The sequence below is a fragment of the Paraburkholderia dipogonis genome, from assembly GCF_046027395.1.
In the GTDB taxonomy this organism is placed as follows: domain Bacteria; phylum Pseudomonadota; class Gammaproteobacteria; order Burkholderiales; family Burkholderiaceae; genus Paraburkholderia; species Paraburkholderia dipogonis_A.
On record NZ_JAQQEG010000048.1, the window covers coordinates 41642 to 59672 of the forward strand.

The 18031-nt window shown below is 64.1% G+C and carries 13 protein-coding genes; 8 read left to right on the plus strand and 5 right to left on the minus strand.

All coding sequences use genetic code 11. The features are described 5' to 3' along the window. The first annotated feature begins 12 nt into the window (after positions 1–12). The 4 genes from glgX (at position 13) to treY (ending at position 9355) form a co-directional block, all read left to right on the plus strand. Positions 13–2232: a glycogen debranching protein GlgX gene (gene glgX / locus PQR32_RS35545; RefSeq protein ID WP_408238571.1), complete on the plus strand. Its 2220-nt coding sequence runs from the start codon at positions 13–15 to the stop codon at positions 2230–2232. Positions 2233–2370: 138 nt separating this feature from the next. Further along, a complete protein-coding gene (gene treZ, locus PQR32_RS35550) occupies positions 2371–4293 on the plus strand; it encodes a malto-oligosyltrehalose trehalohydrolase (RefSeq protein ID WP_408238574.1) in 1923 nt (640 codons plus the stop codon). Beyond that, positions 4290–6500, plus strand: a complete 2211-nt coding sequence (gene malQ, locus PQR32_RS35555) for a 4-alpha-glucanotransferase (RefSeq protein WP_408238577.1) — start codon at positions 4290–4292, stop codon at positions 6498–6500. The genes treZ and malQ overlap by 4 nt, the downstream gene beginning before the upstream one ends. Further along, positions 6497–9355: a malto-oligosyltrehalose synthase gene (gene treY / locus PQR32_RS35560; protein WP_408238580.1), complete on the plus strand. Its 2859-nt coding sequence runs from the start codon at positions 6497–6499 to the stop codon at positions 9353–9355. Before malQ ends, treY begins: the two co-directional genes overlap by 4 nt. Positions 9356–9434: 79 nt before the next feature. On the opposite strand, the gene PQR32_RS35565 is transcribed toward treY, so the two are convergent. Next, a complete protein-coding gene (locus PQR32_RS35565) occupies positions 9435–9884 on the minus strand; it encodes a nuclear transport factor 2 family protein (RefSeq protein ID WP_408238583.1) in 450 nt (149 codons plus the stop codon). Between the two features lie 163 nt (positions 9885–10047). Here PQR32_RS35565 and PQR32_RS35570 point away from each other — a divergent pair, with 163 nt between their 5' ends. Together PQR32_RS35570 and PQR32_RS35575 are read left to right on the plus strand one after the other, a co-directional pair. After that, positions 10048–10683, plus strand: coding sequence for a TetR/AcrR family transcriptional regulator (locus tag PQR32_RS35570; RefSeq protein WP_408238586.1), 636 nt, complete (start codon positions 10048–10050; stop codon positions 10681–10683). 23 nt (positions 10684–10706) lie between these two features. After that, on the plus strand, positions 10707–12155 hold the full coding sequence (locus PQR32_RS35575; RefSeq protein ID WP_408238589.1) for a dipeptidase: 1449 nt from the start codon (positions 10707–10709) through the stop codon (positions 12153–12155). A 15-nt stretch (positions 12156–12170) separates the two neighbouring features. On the opposite strand, the gene PQR32_RS35580 is transcribed toward PQR32_RS35575, so the two are convergent. The 3 genes from PQR32_RS35580 to PQR32_RS35590 all read right to left on the minus strand — a co-directional run bounded on the left by PQR32_RS35580 (position 12171) and on the right by PQR32_RS35590 (position 15212). After that, positions 12171–12893: a sulfite exporter TauE/SafE family protein gene (locus tag PQR32_RS35580; protein ID WP_408238592.1), complete on the minus strand. Its 723-nt coding sequence runs from the start codon at positions 12891–12893 to the stop codon at positions 12171–12173. A gap of 60 nt (positions 12894–12953) precedes the next feature. Then, positions 12954–14297, minus strand: coding sequence for a hemolysin family protein (locus PQR32_RS35585; protein ID WP_408238595.1), 1344 nt, complete (start codon positions 14295–14297; stop codon positions 12954–12956). Positions 14298–14390: 93 nt separating this feature from the next. Continuing rightward, the gene (locus tag PQR32_RS35590) at positions 14391–15212 is read right to left on the minus strand and encodes a sensor histidine kinase (RefSeq protein WP_408238598.1); all 822 of its coding nucleotides are present in this window, start codon (positions 15210–15212) and stop codon (positions 14391–14393) included. Between the two features lie 187 nt (positions 15213–15399). Here PQR32_RS35590 and PQR32_RS35595 point away from each other — a divergent pair, with 187 nt between their 5' ends. Both PQR32_RS35595 and PQR32_RS35600 read left to right on the plus strand, forming a co-directional pair. Then, positions 15400–15741 carry an FKBP-type peptidyl-prolyl cis-trans isomerase gene (locus PQR32_RS35595; RefSeq protein WP_027803023.1) on the plus strand — a complete coding sequence of 114 codons (342 nt, stop codon included), beginning with the start codon at positions 15400–15402 and terminating at the stop codon, positions 15739–15741. Between the two features lie 32 nt (positions 15742–15773). Next, positions 15774–16553, plus strand: coding sequence for an AraC family transcriptional regulator (locus PQR32_RS35600; protein WP_408238601.1), 780 nt, complete (start codon positions 15774–15776; stop codon positions 16551–16553). 156 nt (positions 16554–16709) lie between these two features. On the opposite strand, the gene PQR32_RS35605 is transcribed toward PQR32_RS35600, so the two are convergent. Further along, the gene (locus tag PQR32_RS35605) at positions 16710–17900 is read right to left on the minus strand and encodes an O-succinylhomoserine sulfhydrylase (RefSeq protein ID WP_408238604.1); all 1191 of its coding nucleotides are present in this window, start codon (positions 17898–17900) and stop codon (positions 16710–16712) included. Between the last annotated feature and the right edge of the window lie 131 nt (positions 17901–18031).

The following is an 18031-nucleotide window of genomic DNA, read 5'->3' on the forward strand; positions in this document are numbered from 1 at the left end:
GGAAGGGGAATCATGTCGCATGCAATGCCCGACCGGCTTCTGCCCGGTTCGCCCTATCCGCTCGGCGCCAGCTGGGATGGCCTCGGCGTCAACTTTGCAGTGTTCTCGGCGAACGCGCAAAAAATCGAGCTTTGCCTGTTCGATCCCACCGGCCGCAAGGAAATCCGCCGCTACACGCTGCCCGAATGCACCGACGAAGTCTGGCACGGTTATCTGCCCAACGCGCATCCGGGCACCGCGTATGGGTTTCGCGCGCATGGTCCGTATCAGCCGCAGTATGGGCATCGCTTCAACCCGCACAAGCTGCTGCTCGATCCGTACGCGCGCAAACTGGTCGGACAATTTCGCTGGTCGGATGCGCTGTTCGGTTATCGCGTGCATTCGAATCGCGCGGACCTTTCCATCGACCGGCGCGATTCGGCGCCCGCCATGCCGAAGTGCGTGGTGATCGACGAAGCGTTCGACTGGTCGCACGACAAGCGCCCAAATGTGCCGTGGGGTGAAACCATCGTCTACGAGACGCATGTACGCGGCGCTTCGATGTTGCGCGCCGATTTGCGTCAGCACGAACGCGGCACGTTCGCGGCGCTGGCTTCGCCGGAGTTCATCGAGCATCTGTTGAAACTCGGCGTGACTGCGGTCGAATTGCTGCCCGTGCATGCGTTTTTGAACGACCGCTTCCTGGTGGAGCGCGGTCTGCGCAACTACTGGGGTTACAACACGGCGGCATTTTTCGCGCCGGAACCGTCGTATCTCAGCACGCACCGGCTCGACGAAATGCGCATCGCCGTCCGTCAGTTGCACGCGGCCGGCATCGAAGTGATTCTGGACGTGGTCTACAACCACACCTGCGAAGGCAACGAGATGGGGCCGACGGTGTCGTGGCGTGGCCTCGACAACGCCAGCTATTACCGGCTGATCCCCGGCGACGAGCGTCACCATATCAATGACACCGGCTGCGGCAACACCGTGAATCTGCCGCATCCGCGTGTGCTGCAAATGGTGATGGACTCACTGCGCTACTGGTCGACGGCGTTCAATATCGACGGCTTCCGTTTCGATCTCGGCGTCACGCTCGGCCGCGAACAGCACGGCTTCGATCCCGGCTCAGGTTTCTTCGACGCGTTACGCCAGGACCCGATCCTGTCTCAGCGCAAGCTGATTTCCGAGCCGTGGGACATCGGTCCTGGCGGTTATCAGCTAGGCAATCATCCGCCGGGCTTCAGCGAATGGAACGACCGTTTCCGCGACACCGTGCGACGTTTCTGGCGCGGCGACGCCGGCTTGCGGCCCGATCTTGCCGCGCGGTTGACCGGTTCGGCGGATCTCTTCAACCGGCGAGCGAGGAAACCGTGGGCATCGGTCAATTTTGTCACGTCGCATGACGGTTTTACGTTAGCCGACGTCACCGCTTACGAGCAGAAGCACAACGAAGCCAACCGCGAAGACAACAACGACGGCCACAACGAAAACTGCAGCCGCAATTGGGGTGTGGAAGGCCCGAGCGACGACCCCGCGATTCTCGCCACTCGCAAACGCGTGGCGCGCTCGCTGATCGCCACACTGCTGATGGCGCTCGGCACGCCGATGGTGCTGGCCGGCGACGAATCGCTGCGCACGCAGAACGGCAACAACAACGCGTACTGCCAGGACAACGAAATTTCATGGCTCGACTGGGAACGCGCGGATTCGGCGGACGGCCAGCAGATGACCGCCTTCGTCGCGCGTGTGATCGCGCTGCGCAAGCAACATCCGCTACTGCGCGAAACGCGCTTTCTGTTCGGCGATCGTGAGGTGTTGCCTGGCCTGTTCGATGTGGGCTGGTTCGACGAACACGGCGACCCGCTCACCATCGAGGCCTGGCAGGACCCCGAAGGCCGTGCCTTCACGCTGCGCCGCGCGGGTCCAGGCTTAAACGGCGAAACAGAAGTATTGTTGATGATGCTCAACGCCAACGAGGAAACACTGCGTTTTACGCCGCCCGCCCCGCACCTGGAATGGCACGTGCTGTTAGACACTGCCGAGCCGGAGAGCGCGCCGCACCGCCTGGCGGTTGGGGAGGTCGAAGTGGCCGCGCATAGCCTCGTGATGCTGGCTGCGCAGCCGGTGGGCGAAGCGGATTGGCAGGCGGGCTGGAAGGCCGGCGCGCAGCATGGACCGCGGCTTTTGACTGCACTTCCGCCCGATCCGGGTGCGCATCCGCCCAGTAGCGATACGTCGCCGACCACGTAGGCGGGAGCGGAGCCGCGACACGACAGCATGCACGCTGCGTGATGACGTGTCGTCGTTGTGCGCGTTGTGCATCCAGCAGCGCCGGCGCGAGCGACACGTAACACGCGGCTCGAAAGCAAAACTGAATGGTGACGAATCATGTCCGAAAGTCCGATTGATCCTCATGCGCATCATCACGCGCACTGTTTGCCGTTCGGCGCGCAGCTGCTAGGCGCGACGGGCACGAAGCCGCGCACGCGGTTTCGCTTCTGGGCGCCTTCCTGCCAACGCGTGCAGGTGGAAATCGAAAACGGCCCTGCTCAAGGCGCGCACGATATGACGCCCACCGGTAACGGCTGGTTCGAAGCGAGCGTCGACGGCGGCGCGGGCACGCTGTACCGCTTCCGGCTGGATGGCGAGCATGCAGTGCCCGATCCGGCGTCGCGCTTCCAGCCGCAAGACGTGCATGGGCCGAGCGAAGTCATCGATCCGCGTGCGTACCGTTGGGAACACACGAACTGGCATGGCCGGCCTTGGGAAGAGACGGTGCTGTACGAGTTGCACGTCGGCGCAATGGGCGGCTATGCGGGCGTGCAGAAGCGGCTGCCCGCACTCGCCGCGCTCGGCGTCACCGCCATCGAATTGATGCCGTTGAACGACTTCCCCGGCAAGCACAATTGGGGCTATGACGGCGTGTTGCCGTATGCCCCAGATTCCGCCTACGGCCGCCCGGAAGATCTGAAAGCGCTGATTGACGCCGCGCACGGTCTCGGCCTGATGGTGTTTCTCGACGTGGTCTATAACCACTTCGGCCCGGACGGCAACTATCTGCACGAATACGCTCGCTCGTTTTTCCGCGAAGGCACGCATACGCCGTGGGGCCCGGCGATCGATTTCGAGCGCAGCGAAGTGAGCGACTTCTTCACGGATAACGCCGTCTACTGGATCAACGAATATCGTCTCGACGGGCTGCGCTTCGACGCGGTGCACGCCATCGACAATCATGCGTGGCTGCGCGAATTGTCCGACCATATCCGCGCCAAAGTGCAGCATGGGCGGCATGTGCATCTGGTGCTGGAAAACGAGCACAACAGCGCGAGCCTGCTCGAAACGCATTTCGACGCGCAATGGAACGACGACGCGCACAATACCTTGCACGTGCTGCTGACCGGCGAAACGGAAGGCTACTACCACGCGTACGAAGACCAGCCGATCCAGCGTCTTGCGCGCGTGCTGTCGGAAGGCTTCGCGTATCAGGGTGACCCGTCGCCGATTCACGACGGCAAACCGCGCGGCGAAGCAAGCGGTCACCTGCCGCCCACTTCGTTCGTGATGTTCCTGCAGAACCACGATCAGATCGGCAACCGCGCGTTCGGCGAGCGTCTGCGAAAACTGACCTCGGACGATGCGTTGCGCGCCGCCACCGGCCTGCTCCTGCTGTCGCCGCAAATTCCGCTGCTGTTCATGGACGAGGAATACGGCTCCACGCAACCCTTTCTGTTTTTCACGGACTACAGCGGTGATCTCGCCGACGCGGTCCGCGAAGGACGGCGCCGCGAATTCGCGCGCTTTTCCTCATTCACCGACGAGAAACGCCGCGCCCAGATTCCCGATCCGAACGACGTGAAGACGTTCGCGGCATCCTCGCCGCCGGTGCCGCACGAAGCGCCGAAGCACGACGCCGATGAAGCGAAAGACCGCCTCGACTGGATGCACTTCTACAAATCCGCGCTCGCCGTGCGCGCAAAACTGATCACCCCGCGCCTGCAACATAGCAAGTCGTGCGGCGTGACCGTGCTGACCGCGGCGAATGGCGGCGACGCCAATGCGCTGATCGCGCGCTGGAAACTCTGCGACGGCGAGACCTTGTCGGTCGCGCTGAATCTCTCGAAAGAGAACGTGGCGTGCGCCGAGATTCCCGCCGGCAAAGTGATTTTCGAAACGCCGCCGCGCGTGCGCGAACAGATCGACGTCAAGGTATTACCGCCGTACACGTTCGTCGCGTGGATGACCGGCGACGTCTGCGACTATGCCATCGGCCACGATGCTCGCATTGCGGGACAACAGGAGCGCCACGCGTGATTACCCGACGCCCTACCAACACGATCGTCACTCTCGCCTCGCGCGCCGGCTTCGAGGTGGAATGGCAGGATGCGCACCATACGACGCAACATGTGCCTGAAAGCACACTCGCCGTGCTGCTCGAGCGGATGGGTTTGCCGTGCGGCAACGCCACGCAAATCCGGCAAAGCACCGCCGCGCTGGAAGCAGAACTGTCGGGCCGCAAACTGCCGCCGCTGATGACCGCGGAAGTCGGGCGCGGCATTGCCTTGCCCATCGCGGCGATCAAATCCGGCAGCCACTATCGGATCGAACTCGAAAGCGGCTCGATCATCGACGGCAGGTTCACGGCGCCCAAAGGCGAGGAAGCCTTGCTCGCGCCGATCGACGAGGCCGGCTATCACACGCTCGTGATCCACGAACAGCGGGTGACGCTGGCCGTGGCGCCGCCGCGCTGCTATACGGTCGCCGACGCCTGGCGCACGCTGCACGACGACGTCACGGACAAGGACTCGCCCGCGCCGCCGTTGTGGGGCATGGCCGCGCAGTTATACGGCTTGCGCCGTACAGGCGACGGCGGCATCGGCGATTATTCGGCGCTCGCGCAAATCGCCGTGGAAAGCGCAACGCGTGGTGCGCATGCGCTCGCCGTCAGCCCGACTCATGCGATGTTCAGCGCGGAGCCGGAGCGCTTCAGTCCGTATTCGCCGTCGTCGCGTTTGTGGTTGAACGTTACGCATATCGATCCCGCCGCCGTGTTCGGCGCGGATGCGGCCCATGCCGCGCTCGAAGCCGCACAGGCCGGCGACGCGTGGTCGAAACTCGAACGCCTGCCGCTGATCGACTGGCCGAACGCCGTCGTGCTGAAGCTGAAAGTCTTGCGCAAGCTGTACGAGCACTTCAGCATTGACGAACGCGCGCAGAACACGCCGCGCGCGCTGGAATTTCACGGCTTCTGCGAACGCGCCGGGCGCGCGCTCGAAGATCACGCGCGATTTGAAGCGCTACAGGCGGTGCAACTCGCGCAAGAAGGCGGCGACGGACATTGGCGCAATTGGCCAGAAACGTTGCGCGACCCGCGCAGCCCGGAAGTCGAGGCCTTTGCGGAGGCCCATCGGCACGAGGTCGATTTCCATCTGTTTCTGCAATGGCTCGCTGCCAAAGGTTTGTCGCACGCGCAACATGCGGCGCGCGATGCCGGCATGGCCGTCGGCCTGATCGCCGATCTCGCGGTGGGATGCGATAGCGCCGGCAGTCATGCTTGGTCGTATCGCGACGACATGCTGCAAGGCGTATCGGTCGGCGCGCCGCCAGACCTGTTCAACCAGGCCGGCCAGGCGTGGGGACTCACCACGTTCTCACCGCGCGCCATGCGCACGCAGGGCTTCTCTGCTTTCATCGACATGCTGCGCGCGGCGTTCGCGCATGCCGGCGGCATCCGCATCGATCATATTCTCGGCTTGCGGCGGCTGTGGCTTGTGCCGGAAGGCGAAAGCGCGCGTAACGGCGCTTATTTGCGCTACCCGCTCGAAGATCTGCTGCGTCTGATCGCGCTCGAATCGTGGCGGCATCGCGCGATCGTGATCGGCGAGGATCTCGGCACTGTGCCGCCCGGTTTTCGTGAGCGGCTCGAGGAGCACGGCATCGCCGGCATTCGCGTGCTGTGGTTCGAGGGCGCGCACGACGGCAAAGGATTCAAACCGCCTTATGCGTGGGACCGCAACGCAGTCGGCACGACGACCACGCACGATCTGCCGACAGTCGCCGGCTGGTGGCGCGGCAGCGACATCACGTGGCGCAACAAGATCGGCCAGACGATGGCGCGCGCCGACGGCCGCGATCCTGAGGAAGCGGCCCAGGAAGCGCGCGCGAAAGATCGCGCCGAGTTGTGGCGAGCGTTCCAACAGGCGGGCGTGGCCGCGCCTGACGTCGCTGCACCGCCGCCCGACAGCGCACCCGTGGACGAAGCGCTTGCCTTCGTTGCCGCGACGCCCGGCCCGCTGGTGACGTTCCCGCTCGAGGATTTGCTCGCGCAAGTCGAGCAGCCGAATCTGCCTGGCTCGATCGACGAACATCCGAACTGGCGGCGCCGCGTGAGCGTGCCGATCGACGAACTGTTCGAGGACGACACCTTCTGCGATCGTCTGCTCTCGGTCGATCGCGCGCGCCGCGCCGCGATCGCCCCGGTTCCTTCTGCCAACGCTTCTTCGGAGCCTGATACGCCATGACCGTCCCGCGCTCCACGCTTCGCCTCCAGTTCCATCGAGGCTTCACCTTCGACGATGCCGCGAAGCACGTCGAATACTTCGCCGCGCTCGGCATCAGCCACGTCTACGCGTCGCCCATCACGACGGCCGAGCCAGGCTCGATGCACGGCTACGACACCGTCGACTACACCCAGGTCAGCGCCGAATGCGGCGGCGAGGCGGGCCTGAAGCGCCTCGTCGACAAACTGCGCGCACGTAACATGGGGCTGATTATCGACACCGTGCCCAACCACATGGGCGTCGGCGGATCGAGCAACGCGTGGTGGCTCGATATCCTCGAGTGGGGCCGTCATAGCGCTTATGCGCGGCATTTCGACGTGGACTGGCATTCACCCGACCCTGCCTTGCGCGGCAAGGTGCTGCTGCCGACGCTCGGCGCGCCGTACGGCGAGGAACTCGCGGCGGGCCGCATCGCGCTGCATTTCGCGGCCGACATCGGGCGCTTCTATATCGGCTACGGCCCGCACGTGTTTCCGGTGTGTCCGACCGATTACGCGTCGATCCTGCAAAGCGCCGACCGCGCCGATCTCAACGCGCTCGCCGAGCGTTTCCACGGACTCACGACACAGCCCACCGATCACCCGCGCGCCGCCGAAGGCCGCGACATGCTGCGCGAGTTCGTCGCGCAAAACGGTGACTCGGCAATCGAGATCGCGCTGCAGGCATATGCTCCGGACGACCCGGTGGCGCGTGACCGCCTGCATCGGCTGATCGAGCGGCAGCACTTCCGCCTGGCGTGGTGGCGCACCGCGTCCGATGAAGTGAACTGGCGGCGTTTCTTCGACATCTCGACGCTCGCCGGTGTGCGTGTGGAACGGCCCGAAGTGTTCGAGGCCGTGCATGCGCTGCCATTCCGTCTCTATCAGGAAGGCGTGGTAGATGGCTTGCGGATCGATCACGTCGACGGCCTCGCCGAGCCGCGAGAATATTGTCAGCGTTTGCGTCAGCGTCTCACGGAACTGCGCGATACCGCGCCGTATGTGGTGGTCGAAAAGATTCTCGGACGCGGCGAACCGCTGCGCGACGATTGGCCCGTGGACGGCACGACCGGTTACGATTTCATGAGCGACGTCGGCGCGCTGCTGCACGATCCCGCCGGCGCCGAACCGCTCGCGCAAACGTGGGCCGAACTGACCGGCCGCAGCCCGCGTTTTGCAGACGAAGCGCTAATCGCGCGCCGCAAGATTCTCGCGGAAAACCTTTCGGCGGAACTCGACCGCGCGGCACGCGCGTTGCATCGCATTGCCCGCGATTCGCTGACCACACGCGATTTCACCTTCACCACGCTGCGGCGTGTGTTGACCGAACTGGTCGTGCATTTTCCGGTGTATCGAATCTATCCGCAGAACGGTCTGCGCAGCGCCGCGGATAACGTCTATTTCGAGCAGGCTTTGGAGGGCGCGCGACGCTCGCTTTCGCGCGCGGACCTTGTCGCGCTCGATCGCGTGAACGCATGGCTCGGCGGCAGCGCCGAAGAGCCGCCGCCCGGACGAAGCGGTACGCCGCAGCAGCAAGGCCAGAACGGCGCGCCGCCAAGCCATGCTGGTTCCGCGCGACGCACCGCGCAGACGCTGTTTTCACAGTTGACCGCGCCGGTTGCCGCGAAGGCGGTCGAAGATACGGCGTGCTATCGCTATGGCCGGCTGTTGTCGCGCAACGAAGTTGGCTCGGACCCGGGCGAGTTCGCGTTGTCCGTCGAAGCGTTTCACGCGGCAAATCTGGAGCGTTCGCAGCGCTTCCCGCACGCGATGCTTGCGACGGCCACGCACGATCACAAACGCGGCGAAGACGTGCGCGCGCGGCTCGCTGTGTTGAGCGAGATCGCGCAGGATTGGAGCACGACGTTGCGCGCGTGGTCCACGCTGAATGCGCCGCATCGGCGTGCGCTAGACGGCAAGCCGGTCAGCAGCGTCGGCCAGGACACGAGCTACGACTGGGCGCCCGGCCCCGCCGCCGAAGCGATGCTCTATCAAACACTGGTGGGATGCTGGCCGCCGGATCTGCAACCGGACGACGAAGCCGGCGTGAAGGAACTGGCCGAACGCGTCGCGCAATGGCAACTGAAGGCGCTGCGCGAAGCCAAGCTGCAAACCAACTGGCTCGCGCCCGACGAAGGGTACGAGGCCGCCTGTCGCGATTTCCTGTTCGACATCCTCGCACCGCAGCGGCGCGACGGCTTCCTGAAGGCGTTGTCCGCGTTCGTCGCGCGAATCGGCCGCGCCGGCGCGCTCAATAGCCTGCAGCAGACCGTGCTGCGGCTGGCATCGCCTGGGATTCCCGATCTTTATCAGGGTACCGAGTTGTGGGACTTCAGTCTGGTCGATCCGGACAACCGCAGGCCCGTCGATTTCGCCAAACGCGAGGCGTGGCTCGTGCAGACGCCACCGTCGGAATTCCTGCCGAACTGGCGCGATGGACGCGTGAAGCTTGCGGTGGTGCAGCGCGTGCTCGCGTTGCGAGCGCATTTGCCGGAGCTGCTGAGTCAGAGCGAATATCTGCCGCTCGCCGTGCGCGGTAAGCACGCGTCGAGTGTGATCGCGTTTGCGCGGCGGCATGGCAATGCGTGGGCCGTGGTGGTGGCGAGCCGGCTCGCGGCCGGCTTGCTCGGCGACGAAAGCGATTTGCCGATGGTCGATCCGGCGAAATGGGAGGACACGGCGCTGGAGATGCCCGCCGATCTGTCCGCGAGAGCGCTGTTCGACTGGCTGAGTCCCGCTGCGCCGAAGGTCGATGAAAACGGCCTGCTGTTTCTGCGCGATGCGTTGGGCGCGATGCCGATCGCGGTGTTGGTGGAGGATGGCGTGCCACGCAGTTGATCTTCCAGGTCTTCCGGGCGAAGGCGGTTGGAGCGCACGTGCTCTGACCGCCTTTTTTACGCCTGTTCGAAATGACGCGTCATTGCGTTGAGCTGCTCTGTTGCGCGCGTTTGACGGCTTCGGCCATCTGCTCCGCGACACGCCGCGTGTCCCAATACACCTGCCCTTTGTACATGCGGTCGCCGCGAACGTTGAAGCGGTCGACGCCCTGCCAGCTAAGCACCTGGCCCGCCACGGTGGCTGACGCTCGCCATTCGATCATCACGGCGTCGCCAGTGGGAGCCCATTGCAGGACATCCACTTTCAAGTCCGGCAACTGCGTTAGCACCTGACGGAAATGCTCGACGACCCCTTCGCGGTTGGCGGGTTCTGTCATGGGTGGAATGAGGTTTTGCGTGTCCTCGTGCATGAGGACTCTCAAGTTATCGGCGACGGGGTTTTGCCACTCCGCGGCGAACCGCTGCACGACTTTCTGCGCGTTGGATAGCTGCTCCGCACTGGGCAAAACGTATTTTCCTGCTGAGGTCATTTGGGTCCGCTCCTGAATGGGTTGCTTATCTACGGCGTTGTTTGTTGCCCGCGTCTCCGTGTCGTGATGAACTGCCGCAATTACATACACAGAGATTTTCACATACACCGCGTATGTATACTACAATTAGAATGTGAAAAATCAAGGGACACGAATCGACTCCATGCCAACCGCAGGCGCGCCCCCAAAATCCCGCCGCGAGGAATACGCGGACGCCACCCGTCAGGCGCTCATTGCCGCTGCAGGCGAGCTATTCGCAGCGGAGGGTTATCAGCAGGTCGGCATCGAAGCGATTGCGCGCAGTGCACGCGTGACGCGCGGCGCGTTCTACCATCACTTCGCCGATAAAGCCGAGCTCTTCGACGCCCTTGTCGAGTCCCTGCAGGCGGCCGCCGCATTGAAAGTGAAAGCTGCGGCCGAGGCCGCGCCAAAGGCAAAGCGCGTCAGCGCGGGTATCCGCGAATTCCTGGAAGTCTGCTGCGAACCCGTCTACCGGCAACTCGTCATCGAAACGGCTCCCGCGGTGCTCGGACCGGCACGCTGCCGCGAGATCGAAGAAACGCACGTCTATGGGCTGCTGATCGGCGCGCTGACCAGCCCGCACACCGGCAACGCAAAAACCAAAGCGAGCGCCTATCTCGCCGCACGCATGATCGGCAGCATGGTGTGCGAGGCGGCGCAATTGCTCGATGATGCCGATGATCCCGCCGCGCTGAAAACGGAAGCGTTGAAGCTCGTCGAGCGCATGGTGGGCACGCTGGCTACTGACAAAAGCCGGGCAGCTACGGCTCGCAAATAAATCACCCTCGAGGGGAAGCGTCGATGAACATCGACTGGCCGACGATCCGCACCGGCGACGCCGACGCACTGCACGGCGCGACCATCGAGTTATCGGGTTGGATGATTCCACTCGATCCGCTAGCGGGCTCTGTCGACTATTTCTTACTGGGCGCTGACGAACCCTGCTGCGGCGGCTGCGTGCCGCGCAATCCGTTGACCTCGATCGAAGTGCATGCGGCTATGCCGATCGCGCCGCAAGCGGACGCCTTGACACTGCGCGGGCGCCTCGTGCGCCTGGTCGACGATCCGGCGGGCTGGCGGTATCGATTGGTCGATGCGACGCCGCTCGAGCGTGTCGAAATGCCGCCGCGAACGTTTAGCCGCCGCGCGTTTCTGGCGTCCGGCGCGGCGCTTGGACTCACGGCCTGCGCGCCCGGCCGCTTCGGCGGCTACACGGAGGCGCACGAGGGCGCCGCGCAAACCGAAAGCGCTCCTGCGCCGGCATGGCAGCCGCCCGCGGGCACCCTCACCATCGACATGCACAGTCACGGCGGCCGCGTGATCGTGTCGCGCAATCTCTCGATCGGCGCGCATCGTCCGTTCATCCCGCTCGCTGCGCCGATGCGCGCCGGGGGCATGAACGTCATTTGCCTCGCGATCGTCACCGATACGACCGTCACGCGGGTCGCCGACAACCGCAAGCGTTTCGAAGCGTGGCGCGATCCGCAGCCCGGCGAACTGTATGCGCTCGGCCAGACCGAATTCCAGCGAGCCCACGAGTTGATCGAACGTCAGCAGATGCGGCTGGTGACGAACGCGGCGTCGCTAACGACTTCCGGCCCGCTCGGGCCATGCGCGATCATCTCAGCCGAAGGCGCGGATTTTCTCGAGGGCCAGGTGGATCGGGTCGATGAGGCCTACACGCAGCACCAGTTGCGGCATTTGCAACTGACGCACTATCGCGTGAACGAACTCGGCGATATCCAGACCGAACCGCCAGTGCACGGCGGCCTGACCGATACCGGCGTGCAGGTGATACGCCGCTGCAATGCGTTGGGAATCGTCGTCGATGTCGCGCACGGCACGTACGATCTGGTCAAGCGCGCGGCCGACACGTCGACCAAACCGCTCGTGCTGTCACATAGCGCGTTGGCCACGCATCCGGGGGCGCGAAGCCGGCTCATCACGCCGGACCATGCGCGCGTGATCGCCGGCACGGGTGGCGTGATCGGCGTTTGGCCAAGCTCGGGGACGTTCAAGGATTTGCACGCGATGGCCGAGGGCGTCAAGCGCATGGCGGATGTCGTCGGCGTGGAGCATGTCGGCCTCGGGACGGACATGCTCGGGTTTATTTCGCCGCCGGTGTTCCGCAGCTACGAGCAGTTGCCCGATCTGGCGAGCGCGCTGCTGCTTGCCGGATTTTCGCCAGAGGAAGTGGGTGCGATTCTCGGCGGAAATTATCGGCGCGTGTTTCAGGCGTCTGTCGGCTAGACCGATCGGTCAAACTTAGCGCCCCGCTGCCCACAACAGTGAAAGTCCCGAAGACAACATCAAGCCGTCGACGACCAGTTTGAAGGTCGAGGGGCTCATGCGAACCACGATGGAGCGCGCGGCAAACGAGCCGATCATCAACGCAGAGCCGGTGATCAAGCCATCGATCACCACATGCAAAGGCAGCGCGCCGAAATGATTGAAGACCGCGACTTTGGCGGCGTAGACGGTCAAGGAGCCCGCCGCTTCGGTCGCGAGAAAAGCGCCCTTCACGAGGCCATAAGACATGAACACGGGCACCGTGATCGGCCCCGTGGACACGACGATGCCGGTGAGAAAACCCACCACGCCGCCGATCAGGGAAAGCTGCAATAAAGAGAACTTGATATCCCGGCGCGCGAGCCAGCGCCGCGTAGGCACCATCGCGACGAAGAACAACCCCAACGCAATCTCGACCGCGTGCGGCGGCAACGCAAGCAGCGTTCGCACACCTAGCGCCGCGCCCGGCACGGCGGTCACGCAGTAGGCACCGCACGCCCGCCAGTCGATCTCGCGCCACCACGCGAGGACCTTGCCGAAGTTGCCCATGATCGCGGCGATCGCCATGATCGGCACAGCCTGTTGCGGACCGAACAGCATGACGAGAACGGGCATCAGCATCATCGACGAGCCGGTGCCGACCACGCCGCTCAACGTGCCGGCCAGCAACCCGACGCACAGCACCAACAGATATCCCATGTCGCCCCCAACGGTGTGGACGACCATTCTACCTGTGGCGTGTTGCAGCGCTATCGCGGCTTAGCCACCTTCGTCGTCGAAGGTTTTCGGATAGACCCGCACGAGCACGATACGCGGCCCTTTCATCTTCTTGACGACGACGTCGAAGCGGTCGAACTCGACTCTCTGCCCTTCGGTGGGCAGATCGTTGAGCGCCTGAATCACGAGGCCGCCAACCGATTCGGCCTTGCCCTCATCGATGTCGATCCCCAGCGCGCGTTCCAACGACACCACCGGCAAGCTGCCCTTGCCCATCAAGGTGCCGTCGTCCATGCGCGTCCAGTCGGCGTCGCCTTGACGGAACTCGTCGTGGATCTGGCCGACCAGTGCGCCGAGCAGATTGTCGAGCGTCAGGAAACCGATCGGCTTCTCCCGCTTGTGGCCGACCAGCGCGAAGTGCGGCGCGCCCTTGCGAAAGCGGCGAAACAGTTCGAGCGCCGGCATTTCCGGCGTGACGTATTGCACAGGCCGCGCGTATTTGGAGAGGTCCTCAAGTGTGCTGCCCGCATGGCGGGCCAGCAGCAAGTCCTTCAAGTGGATCATGCCGGCCACGCGTTCGCCGGACGCGTCTTCGAACAGCGGATAACGGCTGAATCGATGCCGCGCCACCACCTGCATGTTTTCGCGCAACGGCAGATCGCGGCGCAAGCCGATCATTTCGTAGGCCGGACGCATGAGGTCCGACACCGTCATGCGCGAAAAATCCAGCGAGTGCGCGATCGTGTTCCACTCGTCCTGACTGTAGGCGCCGTCCGGCGAACCCAGTTCCGTTGCGACGTTGGCGCGGCGGCCGCGCAGGATCAGCTTGAGTTCGTCGGTTGAGTAATGCGAGTCGTGGCCGTGGTCGGCGTCGAGCCCGGCGAGTTTGAGCACGGCGTTGGCGCTCGAATTGAGCACCCAGATCGCCGGATACATGGCCCAGTAAAAGCCGTAGAGCGGCGTGGCGGCCCAAAGCGAAACCTTCTCCGCCTCGCGGATCGCCAGCGACTTCGGCGCGAGTTCGCCCACGACGATGTGCAGGAACGAAATGCACGAGAACGCGAAGAACAGCGAAATGCCGTGGATCAGCTTCTCCGACTCCACACCGAGCAGGCTGAAGAGCGGTGTGAGCAACTCCGCGAACGCGGGTTCGCCGATCCAGCCGAGCCCGAGTGACGCCAGCGTGATGCCGAGCTGACAGGCGGACAGATAGGCGTCGAGGCGCCCGTGCACCTTGGCCAGCAGACGTCCGCGCATGCCATGTTTGGCGGCGAGGCTTTGCACGCGCGTCTGCCGCAGTTTGACCAGACCGAATTCAGCGGCAACAAAGAAACCGTTGAGGGCAACGAGAAACAACGCACCGATAAGGGCGACGACCTGGATCAAAGCGAAAGGCTCCGGCAACAAAAGTTGTCAGTATAGAGGGTGAAAGCTCGGTGAAATCTGAATCGCGCAAACGAAGGGGCTGAGTCCAACCGTTCACTTTGCTGCTGTTGCGCTCAGCGGGATGCGTAGCGCAAGCGTCGCCGCATTGCTGCCGGTTGCATCAACGCCGTTTGCTTCGCCTTGCTCGAAACTGCCGCCGTGCGCTTCCGCGACACGCTTGCACAACGCCAGCACCCACGCGATGCGTTTCGCTTCGCGCGGCTCGCGCGCCTGCTTGCGGGCAAACGCTTCGAGCACATGAGGCAAGGCGGGATCCTCCAACGTGGCGCTGTTAGCGTCGTACGTGAGGCTGGCGTGCCATGCGCTCCTGTCGGCTTTCGTGGACAGGATGACCGTGGTGCCTTCCGGGCTCGTTTCGACCGCGAAGGTCAGCATCAGCCATAGCGCGGCCGCGAGGCGCTCGCGGTCGCCGTTGAGCTGTTCGGTGGCAAGTTGCGAGTCGAGCGTGACCCCCACGCCGCGCGTGCGAGCCAAGCCCGAGCGGACTTCTTCCACGGTTTCATCGAGTAACGGATGCAGCGGGAATGACGCATAAGCCAGCGCCAGCGATTTGGTTTCGGCGCGCGTGGCGTCGACGATCGTCTCCAGCAGCTTGACCTGCTGGTCCACGCCATTGCGAATGCCGGTGACGGCGCGCTGCGCGTTGGGGTCGTTCGCGTCGAGCTTGCGCTCCAGCACGTACGCCCAGCTATGAATGGCGTTCAAAGGACCGCGCAGATCGTGCGACACCAGCGAGAGCACATGGTCACGCATGAACAGCGCGGTTTCCGCGCGCAGATGCGCGGTGCGTTCGGATACGGCGAAGCCGGAAGGCGCCGGCTTTTCGCCGGCAGTTCCGGTTGAAGACGTTGTCACGATCGAGCCCTCTCAGGCGGTGCATGATGATTGAAAGAAGCCCCATTATAGGCATGCCGTCCGGCGCGATCAGCCTGGCCGGACGGCCTATTGGCACGCAATCCGCGTGCCACGTGGCAATCCTCGGCATGCGGCGCGAACACGCCTACAATGTCGGTTTTTACGTTTTTGACCTGAGGAGCGACATATGTCGACTGTGACTACCGAATCCGGCTTGAAGTACGAAGACATCGTTGAAGGCACCGGCGCCGAAGCGGTGGCCGGCAAGACCGTCAGCGTGCACTACACCGGCTGGCTGACCGATGGCCAGAAGTTCGACTCGAGCAAGGACCGCAATGACCCGTTCGCTTTCGTGCTGGGCGGCGGCATGGTCATCAAGGGCTGGGACGAAGGCGTGCAAGGCATGAAGGTCGGCGGCACGCGCAAGCTGACCATTCCGCCGCAACTCGGCTACGGCGTGCGCGGCGCGGGCGGCGTGATTCCGCCGAACGCAACGCTCGTGTTCGAAGTCGAATTGCTCGGCGTTTAAGTCTTTCTCTGAACTGTCACTGCGCACCGTCGATGAGCCACGCCGCCGTTACCGCTCCTAGCGTTTCGCTGCGCCGCTACCGCGCGATCGAAGCATCGGACGTGCACGACTTCCACCAGGTCGTACTCGGGATCGACGGCGCGATGGTGATGGCGGTGAACGGCGTCGCGCAACAAATCGACGCCGGTTCCGCCTGGCTCATCCCTGCGGGCGCTCGGCACGATTACGCGGGCGTCGGCGAGAACCGGCAGTTGGTGCTGGATTTGCCGGCCGCGTCGCTGGCCGTGCCGGAAAGGTTGTTCGACCGCGCACGGGCCGTCACCGTCGATGCCTCGCTGACGCAGCTCGTGCACCGCATCGCGGCACACGCTACCGGCGGCGTTCTGGGCGGCGATCTGGATACACGGCGTTTTCATTGGGACGCTGCCGCACGCCTCGGGGCAGCCCTGGTGGCCGACGCGAGCACCGCGGCCGGCGCACAGGCAGTCGGCGCCGGGCTCGACTTTGCGCGTATCGACCGCTGGTTGCGCGCGCATTTGTCGGAGCCTTTGCGGATCGCCGATCTCGCCACGCATTGCGGCTTCGGCATGCGGCGCTTTCATCAGCTTTTTATCGAGGCCTTCGGCGAGACGCCGCATCGCTATTTGCAGCGCCTGCGGCTCGATACGTCGCTTACGTTGCTCGCCGATCCGCGCCTTTCGTTGACCGATATCGCGCTGGACGTCGGCTTCGGCGATCAGAGCGCCTATACGCACGCGTTCACGCGGCGTTTCGGGCTGGCGCCCGGTCAGTGGCGCGCGTTGCGCCACTGAGTTTTCACGCGCTGGGTTTCATTGCACTGAGTTTCGTGGCGTTGGCTCTATTGCTCGGAAGGACTGCTCTGATGCTTCGTTGCGCGAGCCGCCCGAACGGAGCGGCCCGCTTGCCCTGCTTCACGCTGTCGTTCGAGCCTTCGCTCAAACCCTCGCTCAACCCGCCAGACCGCGCTCCAGATCGCCGCGGATATCGCCCGCGTTTTCCAGACCGACCGCAAGACGAATCAAGCCTTCGCTGATGCCCGCCGCCGCGCGCGCTTCCGGCGTCACGCGGCCATGCGTGGTCGTGGCCGGATGCGTGATGGTGGTGCGCGTATCGCCGAGATTGCCGGTGATCGAGCAGATCTTCGTGTTGTCGATCACACGCCATGCATTCGCGCGCATCTGCTCCGGCGTGTCGCCCTTCAGTTCGAACGACAGAATCGCGCCACCCGACTTCTGCTGACGCATGGCCAGCGCATGCTGCGGATGCGATTCGAGCCCCGGATAGAACACACGATTTACAGCCGGATGCGTTTCCAGCCAGCGCGCGATGTCGAGCGCATTCGCCGACTGCTTTTCAACGCGCAGCGACAGCGTTTCCATACCCTTGAGCAACACCCATGCGTTGAACGCGGACAGCGTCGGCCCGGCGCTGCGCACGAACGGGAACACCTTTTCCATGATGAATTGCTTCGAGCCGACCAGCGCGCCGCCGAGCACGCGGCCCTGACCGTCGAGGAACTTGGTGGCCGAATGCATCACGACGTCCGCGCCGAGCTTCAGCGGCTGCTGCAAGGCCGGGCTGCAGAAGCAGTTGTCGACCACGAACAGCGCGTTCGACGCCTTAGCGATCTTGCTGATCGCTTCGATGTCGGCGACTTCGGTCAGCGGATTCGACGGCGTTTCGAGGAAGAACATCTTCGTCTCCGGGCGCACGGCGTTTTTCCACGCGTCCAGATCGGTCGGATCGACGAACGTGGTCGTAATGCCGAACTTGCTGAAGATCTGCGAGAACATGCCGAGCGTCGAGCCGAACAGTGCCTGCGAGCTGACCAGATGGTCGCCCGCCTGCAACGCCGACATCACCACCGACATGATCGCAGCCATGCCCGACGCCGTCGCCATGCAGGCTTCGCCGCCTTCGAGCGCGGCCAGACGATCCTGGAACATCGAGACGGTCGGGTTCGTGAAGCGGGAATAGGTGTAGTTGTCTTCGGAATTCTTGAATTTTTCGGCGGCGTCCGCGGCACTCCCGAAGACGAAGCTCGAGGTCAGGAAAATCGCTTCCGAATGCTCGTTGAAGTCGCTGCGCACCGTGCCCGAGCGGACTGCCAGCGTGTCGAAGTTCAGGGAGTCGTCCATGTTGGTTCTGGTTTCCAATGTTCCAAGGCTGTGTTCGGCGTCTGCGGCTCACGTGTGAAATGAGTGCGCGAGGCCGAACGGCAGCAACAAAAAAGCCCGCTTTTGCGTCGGCATAAGCGGGCTTCATGTGC

Bases quoted from the DNA above. Each gene is read 5' to 3' on its own strand.
- glgX (WP_408238571.1), top strand. From the start codon at position 13: ATGTCGCATGCAATGCCCGACCGGCTTCTGCCCGGTTCGCCCTATCCG.
- treZ (WP_408238574.1), top strand. From the start codon at position 2,371: ATGTCCGAAAGTCCGATTGATCCTCATGCGCATCATCACGCGCACTGT.
- treY (WP_408238580.1), top strand. From the start codon at position 6,497: ATGACCGTCCCGCGCTCCACGCTTCGCCTCCAGTTCCATCGAGGCTTC.
- PQR32_RS35565 (WP_408238583.1), bottom strand. From the start codon at position 9,884: ATGACCTCAGCAGGAAAATACGTTTTGCCCAGTGCGGAGCAGCTATCC.
- PQR32_RS35570 (WP_408238586.1), top strand. From the start codon at position 10,048: ATGCCAACCGCAGGCGCGCCCCCAAAATCCCGCCGCGAGGAATACGCG.
- PQR32_RS35575 (WP_408238589.1), top strand. From the start codon at position 10,707: ATGAACATCGACTGGCCGACGATCCGCACCGGCGACGCCGACGCACTG.
- PQR32_RS35580 (WP_408238592.1), bottom strand. From the start codon at position 12,893: ATGGGATATCTGTTGGTGCTGTGCGTCGGGTTGCTGGCCGGCACGTTG.
- PQR32_RS35595 (WP_027803023.1), top strand. From the start codon at position 15,400: ATGTCGACTGTGACTACCGAATCCGGCTTGAAGTACGAAGACATCGTT.
- PQR32_RS35600 (WP_408238601.1), top strand. From the start codon at position 15,774: ATGAGCCACGCCGCCGTTACCGCTCCTAGCGTTTCGCTGCGCCGCTAC.
- PQR32_RS35605 (WP_408238604.1), bottom strand. From the start codon at position 17,900: ATGGACGACTCCCTGAACTTCGACACGCTGGCAGTCCGCTCGGGCACG.